The organism is Pseudokordiimonas caeni (assembly GCF_026719705.1).
GTDB classification, from domain to species: domain Bacteria; phylum Pseudomonadota; class Alphaproteobacteria; order Sphingomonadales; family Kordiimonadaceae; genus Gimibacter; species Gimibacter caeni.
This window is the reverse complement of the sequence record NZ_JAPPRR010000001.1, coordinates 693,019-708,227: the sequence shown is the minus strand read 5'-3', so window position 1 is coordinate 708,227 and position 15,209 is coordinate 693,019. Positions and strand designations below refer to the sequence as shown.

Sequence of the window (15,209 nt, the reverse complement as noted above, 5' to 3'; positions counted from 1 at the left end):
AAAGTCGCACGAGTTATTAGGGCCCGGCGCCCCCCTGTCAATAGCAGGACGAAGGCCCGCGCTACCTGTTAGTTTTTATTAAGCAGCCTTCGTGTACACAAATAGCTATCGGTGAAAGATTGGGAGTAGCGGCGCGCATGACGGGGACGTCCCGGAACGGCCTTGCAGTATTGGTGATCGCGTTCATCCTGGCTGTTGTGCCGGTTGGGTTCGCGCGCCTTCTGCTTGTCAGCGCCCCGCCGGCTGATCTCGAGATCGCGGTGCCCGACTATCTGATCGGCGAGCCGCCAAGCGCCATGACGACCGGCGACCCCGAAGAAGTGATCGAGCATGTCTATGCCGTTCTCAGCACCGACCTGACCGCCGAGGGCGATATTCCCCGGGCCTTCGCCAGCCGCCTACCTGAAAATATTGCGGAAATAGAACTGGTTGAGGAACGCAAGCGCATGTTCACGGCGGCTATCCTGCCTCTGGTGCTGCGCGCCAACGAGATCATCGAATCGGACCGCAACCGCATCCTCGCCATCAAGGCGCGCTTTGATTCGCGGGGCGATGTCCGCAGCTACGATGAAAAATGGCTGCGCACGGTGGCCCGCACCTTCCGCGTGCCCATCGGTGAAAAGCTGGAGCCGCGCGTTTTCAAGGACCTGCTGCTGCGTGTCGATGTGATTCCCCCGTCGCTGGCGCTGGCGCAGGCCGCGATGGAATCGGGCTGGGGCACCAGCCATTTCGCACTGCAAGGCAATGCCCTCTTCGGCGAATGGGTTTGGGGCGATGATGCGAACGGGATAATTCCCCGCGCCCGCGCCGAAGGCCGCAACCACAAGGTCAAAAGCTTCAACGAGCTTCTGGACAGCGTCAAAAGCTACATGATCAACCTGAACCGTCACGCCAGCTACCGGTCGCTGCGCCTGCGCCGGGCGGCGCTGCGCGAACAGGCCGAGCCACTGACGGGCCCTGCCCTTGCCCCGGCACTGGCCGACTATTCAGAACGCGGCCAGGATTATGTGAACGACATCATGGGCATCATCACCTATAACGGGCTCGAAGATCTGGATAGCGTGCGGCTTGCCCGCGGCTAACTCACCGCGACTACTCGAGGATTTCTATCATGACCAGCCCCGCCCTTCCCCCCGTCGTGCACACGATTGCGGACCTGCGCGCCACCGTTGCCGCGTGGAAGCGCGAAGGGCTCAGGGTCGGCCTCGTGCCAACAATGGGCGCGCTGCATCATGGTCACCTGTCGCTCGTTGATGCTATCGCCAAGCATACGGACCGCGTGATCGTGTCGATTTTCGTGAACCCGACCCAGTTCGGCCCCAACGAGGATTTCGACCGCTATCCCCGCACCGAAGACGCCGACCGCGAAAAGCTTGCCACCACGCCCGCGAGCCTCGTTTATTGCCCGAGTGTCGCCGAGATGTACCCAGAGGGCGCCACGACCCGCGTACAGGTGGCTGGCGTCACCGATGGCTTCGAAGGCGCCATTCGACCCGGCCATTTCGACGGCGTCGCCACCATCGTCACCAAACTGCTGCTGCAGGCCCTGCCCGATGTGGCAATCTTCGGCGAGAAGGATTTCCAGCAACTTGCCGTTATCCGCCGCTTTGTGGCGGATCTTGATATCCCGGTCGATATCCTGGGCGGCACCTTGATCCGCGAGGAAGACGGCCTCGCTGCCTCGTCCCGCAATGCGTATCTCAGCGAATCCGAACGCGCAGTCGCCGGGCAGTTCAACCTGATCCTCAAGGCGCTGGTCGCGGACGCCAAACCGGGCGCCGATCTCCGCGCGCTGGAGAAAGCGGCTGTGAGCAAACTCCTCGCCGTAGGTTTCCAGTCGGTCGACTATGTGTCCATCGTCGATGCCGCGAGCCTCACACCCCTTGAAACACTGACGCCGGGGCATGCCCCGGCGCGTGTGCTGGCCGTCGCGCGCCTCGGCGCCGTGCGGCTTCTGGATAATATGGCGATCGGCTGAGGCTTAGGCTTACTCGACCTTTTCGTCCTTCTTGTCGCCTTCCTGCACCGGCATCGGCTTGCGTGGGAAGCGTTCGTCGCGCATGGCAGCTTCATAAAGGAAGGTCGCCATGATCACTGAAGCCTGCTTCAGGTCGTCCTCGTAGGCGTTTTCAAGCGTATCGATCTGGGTATGGTGGGTGCGGGTGCCGTAATCGAGCGGTTCCTGGATGAACTGGAAGCCCGGCAGGCCGATATCGTCAAACGGCTCATGGTCGGTGCCGCCGGTTTCATTCATGCTGATCGTTGCCGCACCCAGATCATGGAAAGGCTCGAACCATTTGCCGAAAATGGCCGCCGCCCGTGCGTTCCCCTCGGTATAGATGCCGCGGATCTTGCCCGAACCGTTGTCTAGGTTGAAATAAACCGAGAATTTTTCGTAACCCGGCTTGAAGCTGATCGGGAAGCGGCCGAACTGCTGCTCGTAGGGGGTCAGGTATTTCAGCTTGCCTTCCACACTCGTCGGGCGGTCGGCCAGATGGTCGATCACATAGCGCTGCGAGCCGTAATAGCCTTGCTCTTCACCACCCCAGAGCGCGAAGCGGATCGTGCGTTTGGGCTGCACCCCGAGTGCCTTCAGGATGCGCGCGGCTTCCATCACAACAGCCGTACCGGCACCGTTATCAACGGCCCCGTCACCAACCCGCCAGCTATCCAGATGCGCGCCGGCCATCACGATTTCCGCATTCTTGGCCTTGCCCGGAATATCGGCGAGCGTCGAATAGGATTTCATATCCTCGTTATGGTAGGTGACCGCCACATCAAGGCTTATCGTCACCGGGCGCTTGTCGTCGGCCTCCGAAAGGCGCACCAGCATGCCGTAATCTTCGGCCGCCAAGGAAACCGCAGGCAGTTTCGGCAGCATGCCCTGCTTGTACTGGTAACCCGAAGCGTCGATCAGGTTGCCCGGGCGCCGGCTGCGACTGACCATGGCCACCGCGCCTTCCGCCTGCAGGAAGGCATCGCGCTCGTACCCGAAGGCCACGTGATCGATCCAGCTATCAAGGTCAGCCTGTGGCGACGTCGGCAGGTTATAGGTCGTCTCGTCCTTAAGGTCAGCGTCGCTGAGACGCGTGAAGACCTTGTTCGAAGGCTCTTTCTTCTCCGGCACCGCGTCCACGAGCACGATCTTGCCCTTGAGCTTGCCTTTATACTGGTCGAAATCCTTGGCCGATTTCATCGGGGCGACCACGATCTCGCCTTTCGTCCGGCCTTCGGTGCCCGGATGCCAGGCGACAGGCAGGCCGTAAAGCTGCTCGGCGCGTGGGCTCGTAAGATGGATTTCGGACCGCACCGGGGTCCATCCGGGGCCAAACTCGAAGCCCTCAAGGCGCGCATCCTTCAGGCCCCACTCGGTAAACTTGTCGCGCGTCCAGTCGTTCGCCAGTCGCATGGCGGGCGAGCCGGTCAGGCGCGGGCCAATCTCGTCGGTCAGATGCTGCAGGGTTTCCATCACATGGGAGCGGCGGAAACCTTCCTCCCGGATCTTGGTGACCATGTCGAGATCGACCTGATCGTTGGCGCTCACCACGCCTGCCCCCATCAGCACGAGCGCAAGCCCGGCCTTCATCACCTGACGCATTATCCCCTCCCTATTCGCTGTCGAACCAGCTGTAATCCCGGTAGCATTTCAGCGGGCTCGCACCGGCGCGCCCAAAGCGCGGGTCCAATGTCCAGTCATCGAAATGCTTCAGGATCGTCCAGCTTTCATCGGCCCATTCCGGGCCTACATTGCGGGTTACATTGAAAACATAATCGGGGAAGCGCAGGTAATCGCCGAAGGTGCGGCTGCGCTCCATCACAAGCTTCGAAATCCGGCTGATCAGGCAGATGCGCTCGATAAGCCGCTGGCCATAGCCCGGATGCACCGGCACCAACTCGCGCCCGATTTCGGCCGCCACATCGCGGATCAGGTCGCGGTCGGCGCCGATATAGGCTTCCACCTGCCGCACCTTGTCGTCCTCAACCTTGTAGGATGCCTCGAGCGTGCGGCGGCGCAGTTCGAGCGGCAGGCCGGCAAAGCCGCTCGTTGCCCAGAAGGCGATGCGCTGGCGCAGGCGATCCACCGTTTCGCCCTTGATGATGAAGTCGTCGCCCCCGGCCTTCAAGCCCCGACGCACGGTCTCGAGCGTGTCATAGCCGGTCATATAGATCACCGGCATGGTCTTCAGGCCGCGCGTGCCCAGCTCATCGAGCATATCGAACCCGTCGCGCCCCGGCATCTGCACGTCCGATACGATCAGTGACGGGTTGAAGCGGCGCACCATCGAGATGCCCTCGTCCGCCGATTCCGCGATAATCGTCTCAAAGCCGAACTGGCGCACCGCTGCGGCCTGCATCCGCAGCACCACCGGTTCATCGTCGACTAGAAGGACGGGTCCGCGCTCCATAAACCCTCCTCAGAGCAACAGAAGGGCAGCGAGCCCGAGGAAAGCAAGGAATCCGATCACGTCGGTTATGGTGGTCACCAGCACGGTGGACGCCACCGCCGGGTCGATCCCCGCGCGCGACAGGCCCATCGGTACCAGGAGGCCGGACAAGCCCGCAACGATGGTGTTGATCAGCAGGGCCGCCGCCATCACGCCGCCGAGCATCGGGTTCTGGAACACCAGCCACACAACAAGGCCTGCGATTGTGGCAAGGCCGGCGCCGTTCATCGCCGCCGTGGTCAGCTCGCGGCTCATCACGCGCCAGACGTTCAGCGTGCTCAGCTCCTTGGTGGCAAGCGCCCGCACGGCAATCGTCATCGTCTGGTTGCCCGCATTGCCGCCAAGCGACGCCACGATGGGCATGAGCGCGGCAAGCGCCACCATCTGCTGGATCGTCGCCCCGAAGGCCGAAATCACATAGGCGGAGGCGACCGCCGTGATCATATTGATCAGAAGCCAGATGAAGCGCTGGCGCGTCACGGTCAGGATGCTTTCGTTGAGGCTGGACTCCGAGACACCGGCAAGCGCCATGATGTCTTCCTCGGCTTCTTCCTCGATAACCTCCACGATGTCGTCCACCGTGACCACACCGACAAGCCGCTTGCTCTTGTCAACAACGGCGGCCGAAATCAGGTGATATTTGGTGAACTGGTAGGCGACCTCTTCCTGATCGGCCTCGGCGTCGATCACATAGGGATCCTTGTCCATCACCTCGCCAAGGGTGACAGGACGGTGCGTGCGCATGACGCGCGACAGCGGCACCGTACCAACCGGATGATGGGCGGGATCGACCACAAAAATATCGTAGAAATCTTCAGGGATTTCCGTCGTTTCCGACCGCAGATAATCGATTGTCTGGCCGACCGTCCAGAATTCCGGCAGCGCCACCAGATCACGCTGCATCAGGCGGCCGGCGGACTCGGCCGGATAGCTCAGGCTTTCCTCGATCGCCACCCGGTCGTCGGCGTCAAGCGCCTGCAGCACCTCTTCCCGGTCTTCGTCGTCCAGTTCTTCAAGAACGTAAACGGCGTCGTCGGTATCAAGTTCGGTCAGTGCCTCGGCGATCTGCTCGTTCGGGATATGCTCGACGATGTCCGCCTTGACGCTGGCGTCCACCTCGTAAAGCACCTCCGGGTCCAGTTCCTCGCCCAGAAGCTGGACAAGGCTGATCCGGTTGGCTGACGACAGGCCCTCGAGAAGGTCGGCAAGGTCGGCGGCGTGCAGTTCAGCCACCAGCGACCGGGCACGGTCCTGATCCTCGTCGCGGATCGCATCGATGACGCGCGCTGTGAATTCCTTGGAAAGGTGGGGATCGGTATCCGGGATGGTGGCATCCACATCATCGGGATGGATGGCGGTTTCGCCTTCGACATCTTCCGGATCGCGATTCGGATCAAGGTCCGTCCCTGCCATGCCCGCCTCCCCGGAAATTGTTGTTTCGCCTGCCATACTACCGGAGGCTCACCCCGGCAGCCAGCCCCCTTGATAGGCCAAGGGAAATCGCCCTGTCCACCGGAGAGTTGGAAGACACTTCATTCAGCAGGAAACACCGGGCTGCCCCATCGCCTTTTTGAGGCGAGCAGGCAACCCGGTGATGATTTCAGAGGTCAGCGCATGCCCATGCGGATCGCGCCGTCCAGCCGTACATCCTCGCCATTGAAATAATTGTTGCGAATCATCTCAAGCGCGAGGCTCGCATATTCGGCGGGATCACCCAGCCGTTTCGGGAAGGGAACGGACGCGGCAAGCGCATCCTTCACATTCTCGGGCATGCCATTCATCAGCGGCGTGCTGAAGATGCCGGGCAGGATGGTGTTCACCCGGATGCCTTCGCCGCACAGGTCGCGCGCCACCGGCAGGGTCATGCCCACAACGCCGCCTTTTGAGGCCGAATAGGCAGCCTGCCCCATCTGGCCGTCCTCGGCTGCCACCGATGCTGTATTGACGATGGCGCCGCGGGCGCCGTCCTCCAGCGGATCAAGTGTGAGCATGCCCGCCGCCGATTTGGCGATGCAGCGGAAAGTGCCGATCAGGTTGATCTGGATGATCGCCTCGAAAGCATCGAGCGGGAAATGGCGGATCTCGCCCGTCTTCTTATCGCGGCTGGCGGTTTTCACGGCATTGCCGGTGCCGGCGCAGTTGACGAGGATACGTTCCTGCCCGTGGGCGGCACGCGCCTTGGCAAAGCCTGCGTCCACCGCCTCGTCCGACCGCACATCAACCTTGCAGAAAACCCCGCCGATCTCGGCAGCCACCGCCTCGCCCTTTTCGGTATTCATATCGAAAATGGCGACTTTTGCGCCGGCGGCCGCCAGCGCGCGGGCAGTTGCCTCGCCAAGCCCCGAGGCCCCGCCGGTGACAACGGCGGCCGTTCCTGAAATCTGCATGGACTGTTCCTTTCGTTTCTTTTTCTACAGCGAGCGGGCGATCAGAAGCTTCATGATCTCCGTCGATCCGCCATAGATACGCTGGACGCGCGAATTACGGAACATCTTCGCGATGGGATATTCGTTGATATAGCCATAGCCGCCATGCAGCTGCAGGCAGGTATCGACGATCTCCCATTCGGTTTCGGTGGACCACATCTTGGCAATTGAGGCGGTCGTCACGTCCAGCTCACCCTTCAGCACCTTGTTCACGCAGTCATTGATGAAGACCTTGGCGACCGTCGCCTTGGCCTTGCATTCCGCCAGCTTGAACTGGGTATTCTGGAAATCGAACACGGTCTGGCCGAAAGCCTTGCGGTTCTTCACATAATCGAGCGTCGTCTCGATCGCCTTTTCCATCACGATCACGCTGCCGATGGCAATGATCAGACGTTCGCGCGGCAGTTCGGCCATCAGCTGATAAAACCCGCGCCCCTCGACCCCGCCAAGCAGGTTGTCAGCCGGCACAAACACATTGTCGAAGAAAAGCTCCGACGTGTCCTGCGCATCAAGGCCGATCTTGTCGAGCTTCTTGCCGCGCGAGAAGCCCTCAAGCCCTTCGGTTTCGATCACCAGAAGCGACGTGCCCTTGGCGCCCTGGCTGGGGTCCGTTTTGGCAACCACCACGATCAGATCTGCAATCTGGCCGTTCGAGATAAAGGTTTTGGAGCCGTTCAGCCGGTAACCGTTGCCTTCCTTGATCGCCGTTGTGCGGATCGACTGCAGGTCCGAGCCCGCACCCGGTTCGCTCATGGCAATGGCGGAAACCAGTTCGCCGGACACGAGCTTCGGCAACCAGCGCTTCTTTTGCTCCTCGGTGCCATGAGTCTGGATATAGGGGGTGATGATCACATTGTGGAGGCTCGCTGCGAAGCCTTCGATGCCGCGCCGCGCCACCTGATCGACGACCACGATATCGTGGCGGAAATCTCCGCCGTGCCCGCCATATTCAGCGGGAACACTGACCCCCAGAAGCCCGGCCTCCCCGGCTTCGCGCCAGAATTCGCGCTCCACCTGGCCGTCCTCGCGCCATTTCTCGACCCGCTTTTCGGGTGCATGCCGGTCAAGAAACTTGCCGACAGCGTCGCGGTACATGCTGATTTCTTCATCCTGCATGAATTCAGGATCAGGTATTCCCAGTACGGACATGCCGCTTCCTCCCATTGCGTGCAGGCGCCCCCCGGCGCGCTGCTCCTTCCCATCGTCAAGACGTACCATCACACTGATGAGTATGAAAATACAATTCGCTATTATTGTACGGGCGTATATGCCGCGAGGATCGTTTCAACGGCCGCCCTCACCGTTTCGTCGATCTGCTCGGCGCTGACTGTGTCAAGCACGCCCCACAGTCGCTTTTCCTTGAAATCCATCCGGCACAGCGCATTGAACTGCCGTGCCACCATCAGGGGATCAGCTTCCCTGAGCAGGCCTTCCTGCATGATACGGCTGAAATATTGCGCCAGTTCCTCAAGGCCCCGCTTGGGGCCACGCTCGTAAAAGACACGGGCCAGTTCGGGGAAGCGCTCGGACTCGGCAATGATCAGGCGCTGGAAGGCAAGCCCGGCATCCGAGAGGATCGCCTGCATCAGTTTGGTGCCATAACCGAAAAGGACCTGCCGGGGCGGCCCTTCGGCCTTGATGGCAGCACGAATGGGGGCGCCGTGAACCTCGATCCGGGCATCAAGCACCGAGAAAAACAGTTCCTCCTTGCTAGCAAAGAAGCTGTAGAGCGTGCCTTTCGAGCCACCGACACGCGCCGCAATCGTCGCCATCGACGTACCGGCATAGCCATTATCAAGGAAGGCTTGAAACGCGATTTCCAGAATGGATTCGCGCTTCGCGTCGCCCCGCAATTGTTTTTTGGTCAAGTTCCCTCCGCCCCGGACGCGCAGTTAGGCCTTGTGTTTTTGGCGTTGCTGGCCTATGGTCCGCAAATGTGTACCGTACTGTACGGTTTTTGTTGCAAACTGTCGAGACTAAAATGATGTCGTTACTCCCCCCTGCACGACATGGCCTCCCCGCCAAGGTGCGGCCGCTTCTGGTGGCCGCACCTCTTCTTTTGGCCGCCTGCGCGCCCGAGCTTGCCACCCTCCCGACACCAACACCCGCAAGCGACTATCAGGTCGCTGAAAGCCTGAAAGCCGAGCGCGGCGCATGGCCTGCGGGCAACTGGTGGAAAGCTTATGGCGACCCGACGCTCGATAGCCTGATTGAGGAAGCATTGGCAGGCGCCCCCGACATTCGCATGGCGGACGCCCGCCTGCAGTCCGCGCTCGCCGCGCTTCAATCCGCCGGTGCCCTGCGCCTGCCGGATGTGACGGTTGGCGGCGAATTGCAGGGCGTGCGGCAAAGCCTGAACATGGGTTACCCTGACGAGTTCAAGGCCTTCCTGCCCGATGGCTGGCACGACCGCGGCCGTGTTTACATTCAGGCGGGCTATGATCTCGATCTCTTCGGCCGCAACAAGGCAAGGATAGACGCCGCAGGCGCCACCGCCGAAGCCATCCGCGCCGAGGGCGAAGCCACCCGCCTCACCCTCTCCACCGCCGTTGCCATGGCCTATGCCGATCTGGTGCGCCTCAGCGCAGACCGCGCCATGGCGCTCGATGCCGTGCGCATCCGGCAGGACAGCGTGGACCTGACCGCCCGCCGCGTGGAAGCCGGCCTTGAAAACGAAGGTGCGGTGGCCGACGCCCGCTCGACCCTTGCCAGCACCAAGGCAACTGTCGCCGCCATCGACGGCCAGATCAGCCTAGTGCGCAACCAGATCGCGGCGCTTCTCGGCAAAGGACCGGATCGCGGGCTTGAAATCGCACTGCCGGAAAAGCCCTCCCTGCCCGCCATGACGATCCCGGCGGATCTGCCTGCCAACCTCGTGGCGCGCCGACCCGATATCGCTGTCACCAAGCAGCAGGCCGTTGCAGCAGCGGCCGAGATCCGTGTGGCAACGGCGGACTTTTACCCCAACGTCAATCTGGGTGCGCTTGTGGGGCTTGAGGCCCTCGGGATCGACAACCTGATCCACGGCGATTCGATCATTGGACAGGTTGGCCCGTCGATCTCGCTGCCGCTTTTCGCCCGCCAGCGACTTATGGCCAAGCTGAATGAGGCCCAGAGCGACTATCTCTATGCCATCTCCATGTATGACAAGGCTGTGACCGGCGCCTTCAAGGAAGTGGCCGACGTTCTGGCCACTGAACGCGCACTTGAGGCCGAAGCCGTCCACGCCCGTGAGGCAAGCGGCCAAGCCACGAAGGCATGGCAGATTGCCCGTGCCCGGTATGAAGGTGGACTTTCCCGCTTTTCGGATGTGCTGCTGGCCGAGGACAGATTGCTTTCGGCCCGCCGGCAGGTTGCCAACCTCGATGCCCGCGTCTTCGCCCAGCATGTCGCGCTCGTCCGCGCGCTCGGCGGTGGCTATGTGACCCCCGACCTCTCCCAGAAAAACGAGACTGCAAATGACTGACGCAGACAACAAGGCGAACGACAGCGCCGCCACCCCCCTCCCGGAAACCGACGCCGAGGCCACCCTGCGCCGCCGCCGTACACGCAAACGCCTGATGATCGGTTTTCTCCTGATCGTCGCCGGTGTCGGCGCCGGCTGGACCAGCTGGTGGTATCTCATCGGCTCCCATTATGTGGAAACCGATAACGCCTATGTCGAGGCGTCACTTGTGCATGTCACCCCGCTCGTTGAAGGCACGGTGATGGATGTACCCGTGAATGACACCCAGCTAGTCCGCAAGGGTGAGGTTCTCGTCACGCTCGACAAGGCCGACGCCGAACTGGCGCTTGCCAACGCTGAAGCACGGCTGGCCTCGGCCGAACGCAAGGTACGTCAGGCCTTTGCGGCCGTTGAAACCGTGCGCGCCCAGATCAAGGCCCGCGAAGCGGACGTGACCCGGACCCGGGTCGATCTTGAGCGCCGCCAGAAGCTCGCCAAAACCGGGGCCGTATCGGGCGACGAACTGACCGCAGCCAGCAACGCCTTTGCGAACGCTGCAGCCGCCCTTGACGCCACCAAACGCCAGCTTGAGGCCGAGCTTGTGTATGTGGACGGCACCGACGTGGAGCATCACCCCGAGGTTGCTGCCGCCCGTGCGGCGCGCGATCAGGCGCTTCTGGACCTTGACCGCACGATCATCCGCGCCGCTGAAACCGGCGTTATCGCGCGCCTCACCGCCCAGCCCGGCCAGCATGTGGCCGTGGGGGCGCCGCTGATGCAGATCGTGCCGCTCTCGGACGTTTATGTGAATGCCAATTTCAAGGAAGCCCAGTTGGAACGCGTCCATGCCGGCCAGAAGGTCACGCTGTGGGCCGATATCTATGGCGACGAAGTCGTGTATCACGGCACCGTCGAAGGCCTTGGCGCCGGCACAGGTGCCGCCTTCTCACTGATCCCGGCCCAGAATGCCACCGGCAACTGGATCAAGGTGGTGCAGCGCCTGCCCGTCCGCATCGCGCTCGACGCTGAGGAAGTAGCGAGCCATCCATTGCGTGTCGGCCTGTCGATGACCGCCAAAATCCAGCTTGATGATTAAGGCGCACCAGCATGAGCGCCGCCAACGCCACCACGCCTGAAACAAAGGCCGTCGTCGAACCGCCCAGCGTGGTGATGCGGGGTGCGGCCCTTGCCGGTGCCGTCTTCGTCCTCGCACTTGCCAACTTCATGGCGGTGCTGGACATGACCATCGTCAACGTGGCGGTGCCGCACATCGCGAGCGGCCTTGCGGTTTCCTCGCATGAAGGCACATGGGTCATCACCTCCTATGCCGTCGCCGAGGCGATCATGGTGCCGCTTTCCGGCTGGCTCGCCAACCGGTTCGGCGCCGTGCGGGTTTTCTGCACATCTGCCGTCCTGTTCGCGCTTGCTTCCGCCCTATGCGGCTTTTCCCAGTCGATCCAGATGCTTGTCGCCTTCCGCATCCTGCAGGGCCTGACAGGCGGGCCCCTGATGCCCATGTCGCAGATCCTGCTGATGCGGATCAGCCCGCCCAAGCGGCAGAACCTCACAATCGGGCTCTGGACCATGACGACGATCCTAGCGCCCATCTGCGGACCGCTCGTGGGTGGCCATATCGCCGACAGCGTGGGCTGGCCCTGGGCCTTCTATATCAACGTGCCCATCGGCATCGTTTGCGCCATTTTCGCCTGGAACCTCCTTTCCGTCCGCGAAACGCCGATCAGAAAGATGCGTGTGGATTTCATCGGGCTTGCTCTTCTCATCGTTTGGGTCGGCGCCATGCAGATGATGCTGGATAACGGCGAAACGCATGACTGGTTCGCCTCGCCGCTCATTGTCAGCTTCGCCGTCATCGCGGTCATCGGCTTCGTGCTGTTCGTGATTTGGGAGCTTGGGGAAGAACATCCGATCGTGGATCTGCGCATCTTCCGATATCCAGCCTTCTCCATCGCCTGCGCAGCCATGGGCATAACCTTCGGCTGCTATTTTGCCTCCATCGTGCTGGTGCCCCTGTGGCTGCAGCTCAATATGGGCTACACGGCAACGCTCGCGGGCGAGATCATGGCCTTCAACGGGGCGCTTGCGCTCTTCATGGCACCCATTGCTGCGATGCTGATGTCAAGGCTCGACCCCCGGCTGATGATGAGCTACGGGCTCAGTGTCCTCGCCGTCTGCACGCTCCTGCGCGCCGGATTCGCGCAGAATATGACGTTCGAGCAGATCGCCTTCGTGCAGATGCTCGTGGGCCTTGGCATGCCCTTCTTCTTCGTGCCGCTGACGTCGGTTTCCATGCAGACGGTGAAGCCGCACGAAGTGCCTGCCGCCGCCGGCATGCTTGGCTTCGTGCGAACCTCTGCGGTTGCCTTTGCCACCGCCATCGTCACGACGGCGTGGCAGAATGGCGGCACGCGCAACAAGGTGGATATGGTCGAAACGCTGAATGATCCGGCCGCCGCCATTGAGCAGCTCACCTCAACCGGCATGAGCTACGAACAGGCCCGTGCAACGCTCGACAGTATGGTTCAAAGCCAGAGCGTGATGGTGGCAACCAACGAGCTTTTCTTCGTCATCGGCCTCATCATCGTGGTCACAGCCGCCGCGATCTGGTTGATGCCCAAGCCCAAAGGGCCGCTGCAACGGCCGACCGGCGGGCATTAGATGTGTGACGCGCCGCTCAGGCGCCTCGCGGGCTTGATATGACTGGTCAGACCCGGCCGGTGACTGGCAGCAACGCGCCGGTCACCGCACGCGCGGCATCGGACAAGAGGAACGCAATCGCATCCGCCAGCGCATCGGGTGTAACCCAGCGGCTGAAATCGGCGTCCGGCATGTCCTTGCGGTTGGCCGGTGTATCGATGATCGATGGCAGCACCGCATTCACCCGCACGCCGGCGTCTTTCAATTCCGCTGCGAGGCTTTCGGTGAGGCGCGACACGCCAGCCTTGGATGCTGCATAGCCCCCCATTCCCATATCTGCCTTCTGCGAGGCCGCAGCGCCGATATTGACCACGCTGCCACCGGGACGGCGCAGGGTTGGCAAGGCTGCCTTCGATGCCAGAAGGGCCGTGCGCACATTCATGCGGTAAAGCCGGTCCCATGTCTCGTCGGAGCCGTCCGCCACCGTCTCCCACGCAAAGCCGCCCGCCACATTTACAAGGCCATCGAGGGTCGGGTGTACGGCTGCGATCTTGGCGAAGGCCGAGTTCACGGCTTCGGTATTCGTCAGGTCCACCCCGCCGCAAGCCGTGACGATGGCGCCGCCGGATGTAAGGCGCGCAAGATCGATCCCGACGACGCTGGCGCCAAGCCCCGCGAGCTTGTCGCACACGGCACGCCCGAGCGCACCCGCAGCACCGGTTACAGCGATCACTTTATCCTGCATGATTTTCCCCTCCCGAAAGGCAACAATACTGGCGGCATTGAACAGGAGGCCAATCGCCTTGTCCACCCGCTGCGCACCCAAAAACGAAAAAGGGCCCCGATGATCGGGACCCTTTTTTCCGTTCTCCCTTTCGGGAGATTGGTGCGGTCGAGAAGACTCGAACTTCCACGGGTGTTACCCCACAGCGACCTCAACGCTGCGCGTCTACCAATTCCGCCACGACCGCGACCGGAACGGGGGCTTAGCTACCAATTTGTTTCAGGGTCAGCAAGCCCTATTTTGCATTTTTTTGAGATAGAGACAAAAACGGCGGAAAGCTGCGGCGATCAGACCTGCAGTTCGCTCATCATCCGGGTGATCGTGATACCGATCTTGTCGCCGATGATGATGATCTCGCCGCGGGCCACCAGTTCACCGTTCGCATAGACCCAGCATTCGTCCTCGTGCTTGGCGTCAAGGTCGATCACCGCACCCCGCCCCATCTTCAGAAGCTGGCGAACCGGCATATAGGTGCGGCCAAGCACGACACTGATCTCTACGGCGACTCGATTGACGGCGCTCACGCGTTTTCTCCCGGAACCGGGGCCCTATTGAAAGCGGGCCATACGGCAATAAATATCATAAGACACTCACGCGCCACAGAAAATGCAAGATATTTGCCAACGGCCTTTGCGCAAACCCGCGAGGCGGCTAAAAGAAGCGCACGAGAGAAGGACAGATAAAGATGCCCCAGAACGCCGCCCTCCCCTATGAAGCGATGCCGCTGCCCGAAACCGAATGGCTCATCGCCGACGGCCTTGTGGACTATCCGGATGCCCTCGCCTTCATGGAAGCCCGCGTCAGGGCCATCAGGCAAGGCACCGCAGGCGAGCTTGTCTGGCTTGTCGAGCATCCACCACTTTACACCGCCGGCACCAGTGCTGACCCGTCCGACCTGATCGACCCTGACCGTTTCCCCGTTTATGACGCCGGCCGCGGCGGGCAATATACCTACCACGGCCCCGGCCAACGGGTGGTTTACTTCATGCTGGACCTCACGAAGCGCGGCAAGGATGTGCGCCGCTTCGTGCACGGCCTCGAGGAACTGATCATCGGCACGCTCGCCAGCTTCAATGTGAAGGGCGAACGGCGCGAAGGGCGCGTCGGCGTGTGGGTGGAGCGCGGCCAAGGCCGCGAGGACAAGATCGCCGCCATCGGTGTGCGCGTGCGCCAGTGGGTCACCTTCCATGGCATCGCCATCAATGTGGAGCCCGATCTTTCCCACTTCGGTGGGATCATCCCCTGCGGCATCGCCGAACACGGTGTGACAAGCCTGACCGACCTTGGCCTGCCCGTTACCATGGATGATGTGGACGTGGCGCTGCGCGAACAGTTCGAAGCGCTTTTCGGGATGGACGGCACCCGCTTGCCGCCGATGGGCGATGCGCCGGAAAAGACCGCTCCCGTCGCCGCCATCGAAGACACCCATCCCGTGTTCAAGCTCTGATCAGGTA

The 15,209-nt window shown here is 61.9% G+C and carries 14 protein-coding genes and 1 tRNA gene; 6 read left to right on the top strand and 9 right to left on the bottom strand.

From position 1 onward, the window contains the following. Positions 1 to 137 precede the first annotated feature (137 nt). Positions 138 to 1,082 (top strand): glucosaminidase domain-containing protein, encoded by a 945-nt coding sequence (locus OU694_RS03130; RefSeq protein WP_308909529.1) that lies wholly within the window; start codon positions 138 to 140, stop codon positions 1,080 to 1,082. 29 nt (positions 1,083 to 1,111) lie between these two features. Continuing rightward, positions 1,112 to 1,978 (top strand): pantoate--beta-alanine ligase, encoded by an 867-nt coding sequence (gene panC, locus OU694_RS03125; RefSeq protein WP_308909528.1) that lies wholly within the window; start codon positions 1,112 to 1,114, stop codon positions 1,976 to 1,978. 9 nt (positions 1,979 to 1,987) lie between these two features. Here panC and OU694_RS03120 read toward each other — a convergent pair whose 3' ends face one another. The 6 genes from OU694_RS03120 to OU694_RS03095 all read right to left on the bottom strand — a co-directional run bounded on the left by OU694_RS03120 (position 1,988) and on the right by OU694_RS03095 (position 8,739). Continuing rightward, entirely contained in the window at positions 1,988 to 3,598 is a 1,611-nt protein-coding gene (locus OU694_RS03120) for a M20/M25/M40 family metallo-hydrolase (protein ID WP_308909527.1), read from the bottom strand. A 10-nt stretch (positions 3,599 to 3,608) separates the two neighbouring features. Then, the gene (locus tag OU694_RS03115; protein WP_308909526.1) at positions 3,609 to 4,406 is read right to left on the bottom strand and encodes a response regulator; all 798 of its coding nucleotides are present in this window, start codon (positions 4,404 to 4,406) and stop codon (positions 3,609 to 3,611) included. Positions 4,407 to 4,415: 9 nt separating this feature from the next. Next, positions 4,416 to 5,858, bottom strand: coding sequence for a magnesium transporter (mgtE, locus tag OU694_RS03110; protein ID WP_308909525.1), 1,443 nt, complete (start codon positions 5,856 to 5,858; stop codon positions 4,416 to 4,418). A gap of 194 nt (positions 5,859 to 6,052) precedes the next feature. Continuing rightward, a complete protein-coding gene (locus OU694_RS03105; protein WP_308909524.1) occupies positions 6,053 to 6,832 on the bottom strand; it encodes an SDR family NAD(P)-dependent oxidoreductase in 780 nt (259 codons plus the stop codon). Positions 6,833 to 6,856: 24 nt separating this feature from the next. After that, a complete protein-coding gene (locus tag OU694_RS03100) occupies positions 6,857 to 8,020 on the bottom strand; it encodes an acyl-CoA dehydrogenase family protein (protein ID WP_308909523.1) in 1,164 nt (387 codons plus the stop codon). A 101-nt stretch (positions 8,021 to 8,121) separates the two neighbouring features. Then, on the bottom strand, positions 8,122 to 8,739 hold the full coding sequence (locus tag OU694_RS03095) for a TetR/AcrR family transcriptional regulator C-terminal domain-containing protein (protein WP_308909522.1): 618 nt from the start codon (positions 8,737 to 8,739) through the stop codon (positions 8,122 to 8,124). Positions 8,740 to 8,852: 113 nt separating this feature from the next. On the opposite strand from OU694_RS03095, the gene OU694_RS03090 reads away from it, so the two are divergent. From OU694_RS03090 to OU694_RS03080, 3 genes are read left to right on the top strand one after another with little or no spacing between them, the layout of a single operon-like run. Then, on the top strand, positions 8,853 to 10,337 hold the full coding sequence (locus OU694_RS03090) for an efflux transporter outer membrane subunit (protein WP_308909521.1): 1,485 nt from the start codon (positions 8,853 to 8,855) through the stop codon (positions 10,335 to 10,337). Continuing rightward, a complete protein-coding gene (locus OU694_RS03085) occupies positions 10,330 to 11,412 on the top strand; it encodes an HlyD family secretion protein (RefSeq protein ID WP_308909520.1) in 1,083 nt (360 codons plus the stop codon). Before OU694_RS03090 ends, OU694_RS03085 begins: the two co-directional genes overlap by 8 nt. A gap of 11 nt (positions 11,413 to 11,423) precedes the next feature. Further along, on the top strand, positions 11,424 to 12,992 hold the full coding sequence (locus OU694_RS03080) for a DHA2 family efflux MFS transporter permease subunit (protein WP_308909519.1): 1,569 nt from the start codon (positions 11,424 to 11,426) through the stop codon (positions 12,990 to 12,992). Positions 12,993 to 13,038: 46 nt separating this feature from the next. Here the strand turns inward: OU694_RS03080 and OU694_RS03075 are convergent, their stop codons facing one another. The 3 genes from OU694_RS03075 to OU694_RS03065 all read right to left on the bottom strand — a co-directional run bounded on the left by OU694_RS03075 (position 13,039) and on the right by OU694_RS03065 (position 14,279). Continuing rightward, the gene (locus OU694_RS03075) at positions 13,039 to 13,716 is read right to left on the bottom strand and encodes an SDR family oxidoreductase (protein WP_308909518.1); all 678 of its coding nucleotides are present in this window, start codon (positions 13,714 to 13,716) and stop codon (positions 13,039 to 13,041) included. A gap of 139 nt (positions 13,717 to 13,855) precedes the next feature. Next, positions 13,856 to 13,942: transfer RNA gene (locus OU694_RS03070), tRNA-Leu, on the bottom strand. Positions 13,943 to 14,042: 100 nt separating this feature from the next. Next, on the bottom strand, positions 14,043 to 14,279 hold the full coding sequence (locus OU694_RS03065) for a FliM/FliN family flagellar motor switch protein (RefSeq protein WP_289505530.1): 237 nt from the start codon (positions 14,277 to 14,279) through the stop codon (positions 14,043 to 14,045). A 161-nt stretch (positions 14,280 to 14,440) separates the two neighbouring features. On the opposite strand from OU694_RS03065, the gene lipB reads away from it, so the two are divergent. Next, positions 14,441 to 15,202, top strand: a complete 762-nt coding sequence (gene lipB / locus OU694_RS03060; RefSeq protein ID WP_308909517.1) for a lipoyl(octanoyl) transferase LipB — start codon at positions 14,441 to 14,443, stop codon at positions 15,200 to 15,202. Positions 15,203 to 15,209: the final 7 nt, after the last annotated feature.

Bases quoted from the DNA above. Each gene is read 5' to 3' on its own strand.
- OU694_RS03120 (WP_308909527.1), bottom strand. From the start codon at position 3,598: ATGCGTCAGGTGATGAAGGCCGGGCTTGCGCTCGTGCTGATGGGGGCA.
- mgtE (WP_308909525.1), bottom strand. From the start codon at position 5,858: ATGGCAGGGACGGACCTTGATCCGAATCGCGATCCGGAAGATGTCGAA.
- OU694_RS03085 (WP_308909520.1), top strand. From the start codon at position 10,330: ATGACTGACGCAGACAACAAGGCGAACGACAGCGCCGCCACCCCCCTC.
- OU694_RS03100 (WP_308909523.1), bottom strand. From the start codon at position 8,020: ATGTCCGTACTGGGAATACCTGATCCTGAATTCATGCAGGATGAAGAA.
- OU694_RS03130 (WP_308909529.1), top strand. From the start codon at position 138: ATGACGGGGACGTCCCGGAACGGCCTTGCAGTATTGGTGATCGCGTTC.
- panC (WP_308909528.1), top strand. From the start codon at position 1,112: ATGACCAGCCCCGCCCTTCCCCCCGTCGTGCACACGATTGCGGACCTG.
- OU694_RS03115 (WP_308909526.1), bottom strand. From the start codon at position 4,406: ATGGAGCGCGGACCCGTCCTTCTAGTCGACGATGAACCGGTGGTGCTG.
- OU694_RS03090 (WP_308909521.1), top strand. From the start codon at position 8,853: ATGATGTCGTTACTCCCCCCTGCACGACATGGCCTCCCCGCCAAGGTG.
- OU694_RS03075 (WP_308909518.1), bottom strand. From the start codon at position 13,716: ATGCAGGATAAAGTGATCGCTGTAACCGGTGCTGCGGGTGCGCTCGGG.
- OU694_RS03105 (WP_308909524.1), bottom strand. From the start codon at position 6,832: ATGCAGATTTCAGGAACGGCCGCCGTTGTCACCGGCGGGGCCTCGGGG.
- OU694_RS03080 (WP_308909519.1), top strand. From the start codon at position 11,424: ATGAGCGCCGCCAACGCCACCACGCCTGAAACAAAGGCCGTCGTCGAA.
- lipB (WP_308909517.1), top strand. From the start codon at position 14,441: ATGCCCCAGAACGCCGCCCTCCCCTATGAAGCGATGCCGCTGCCCGAA.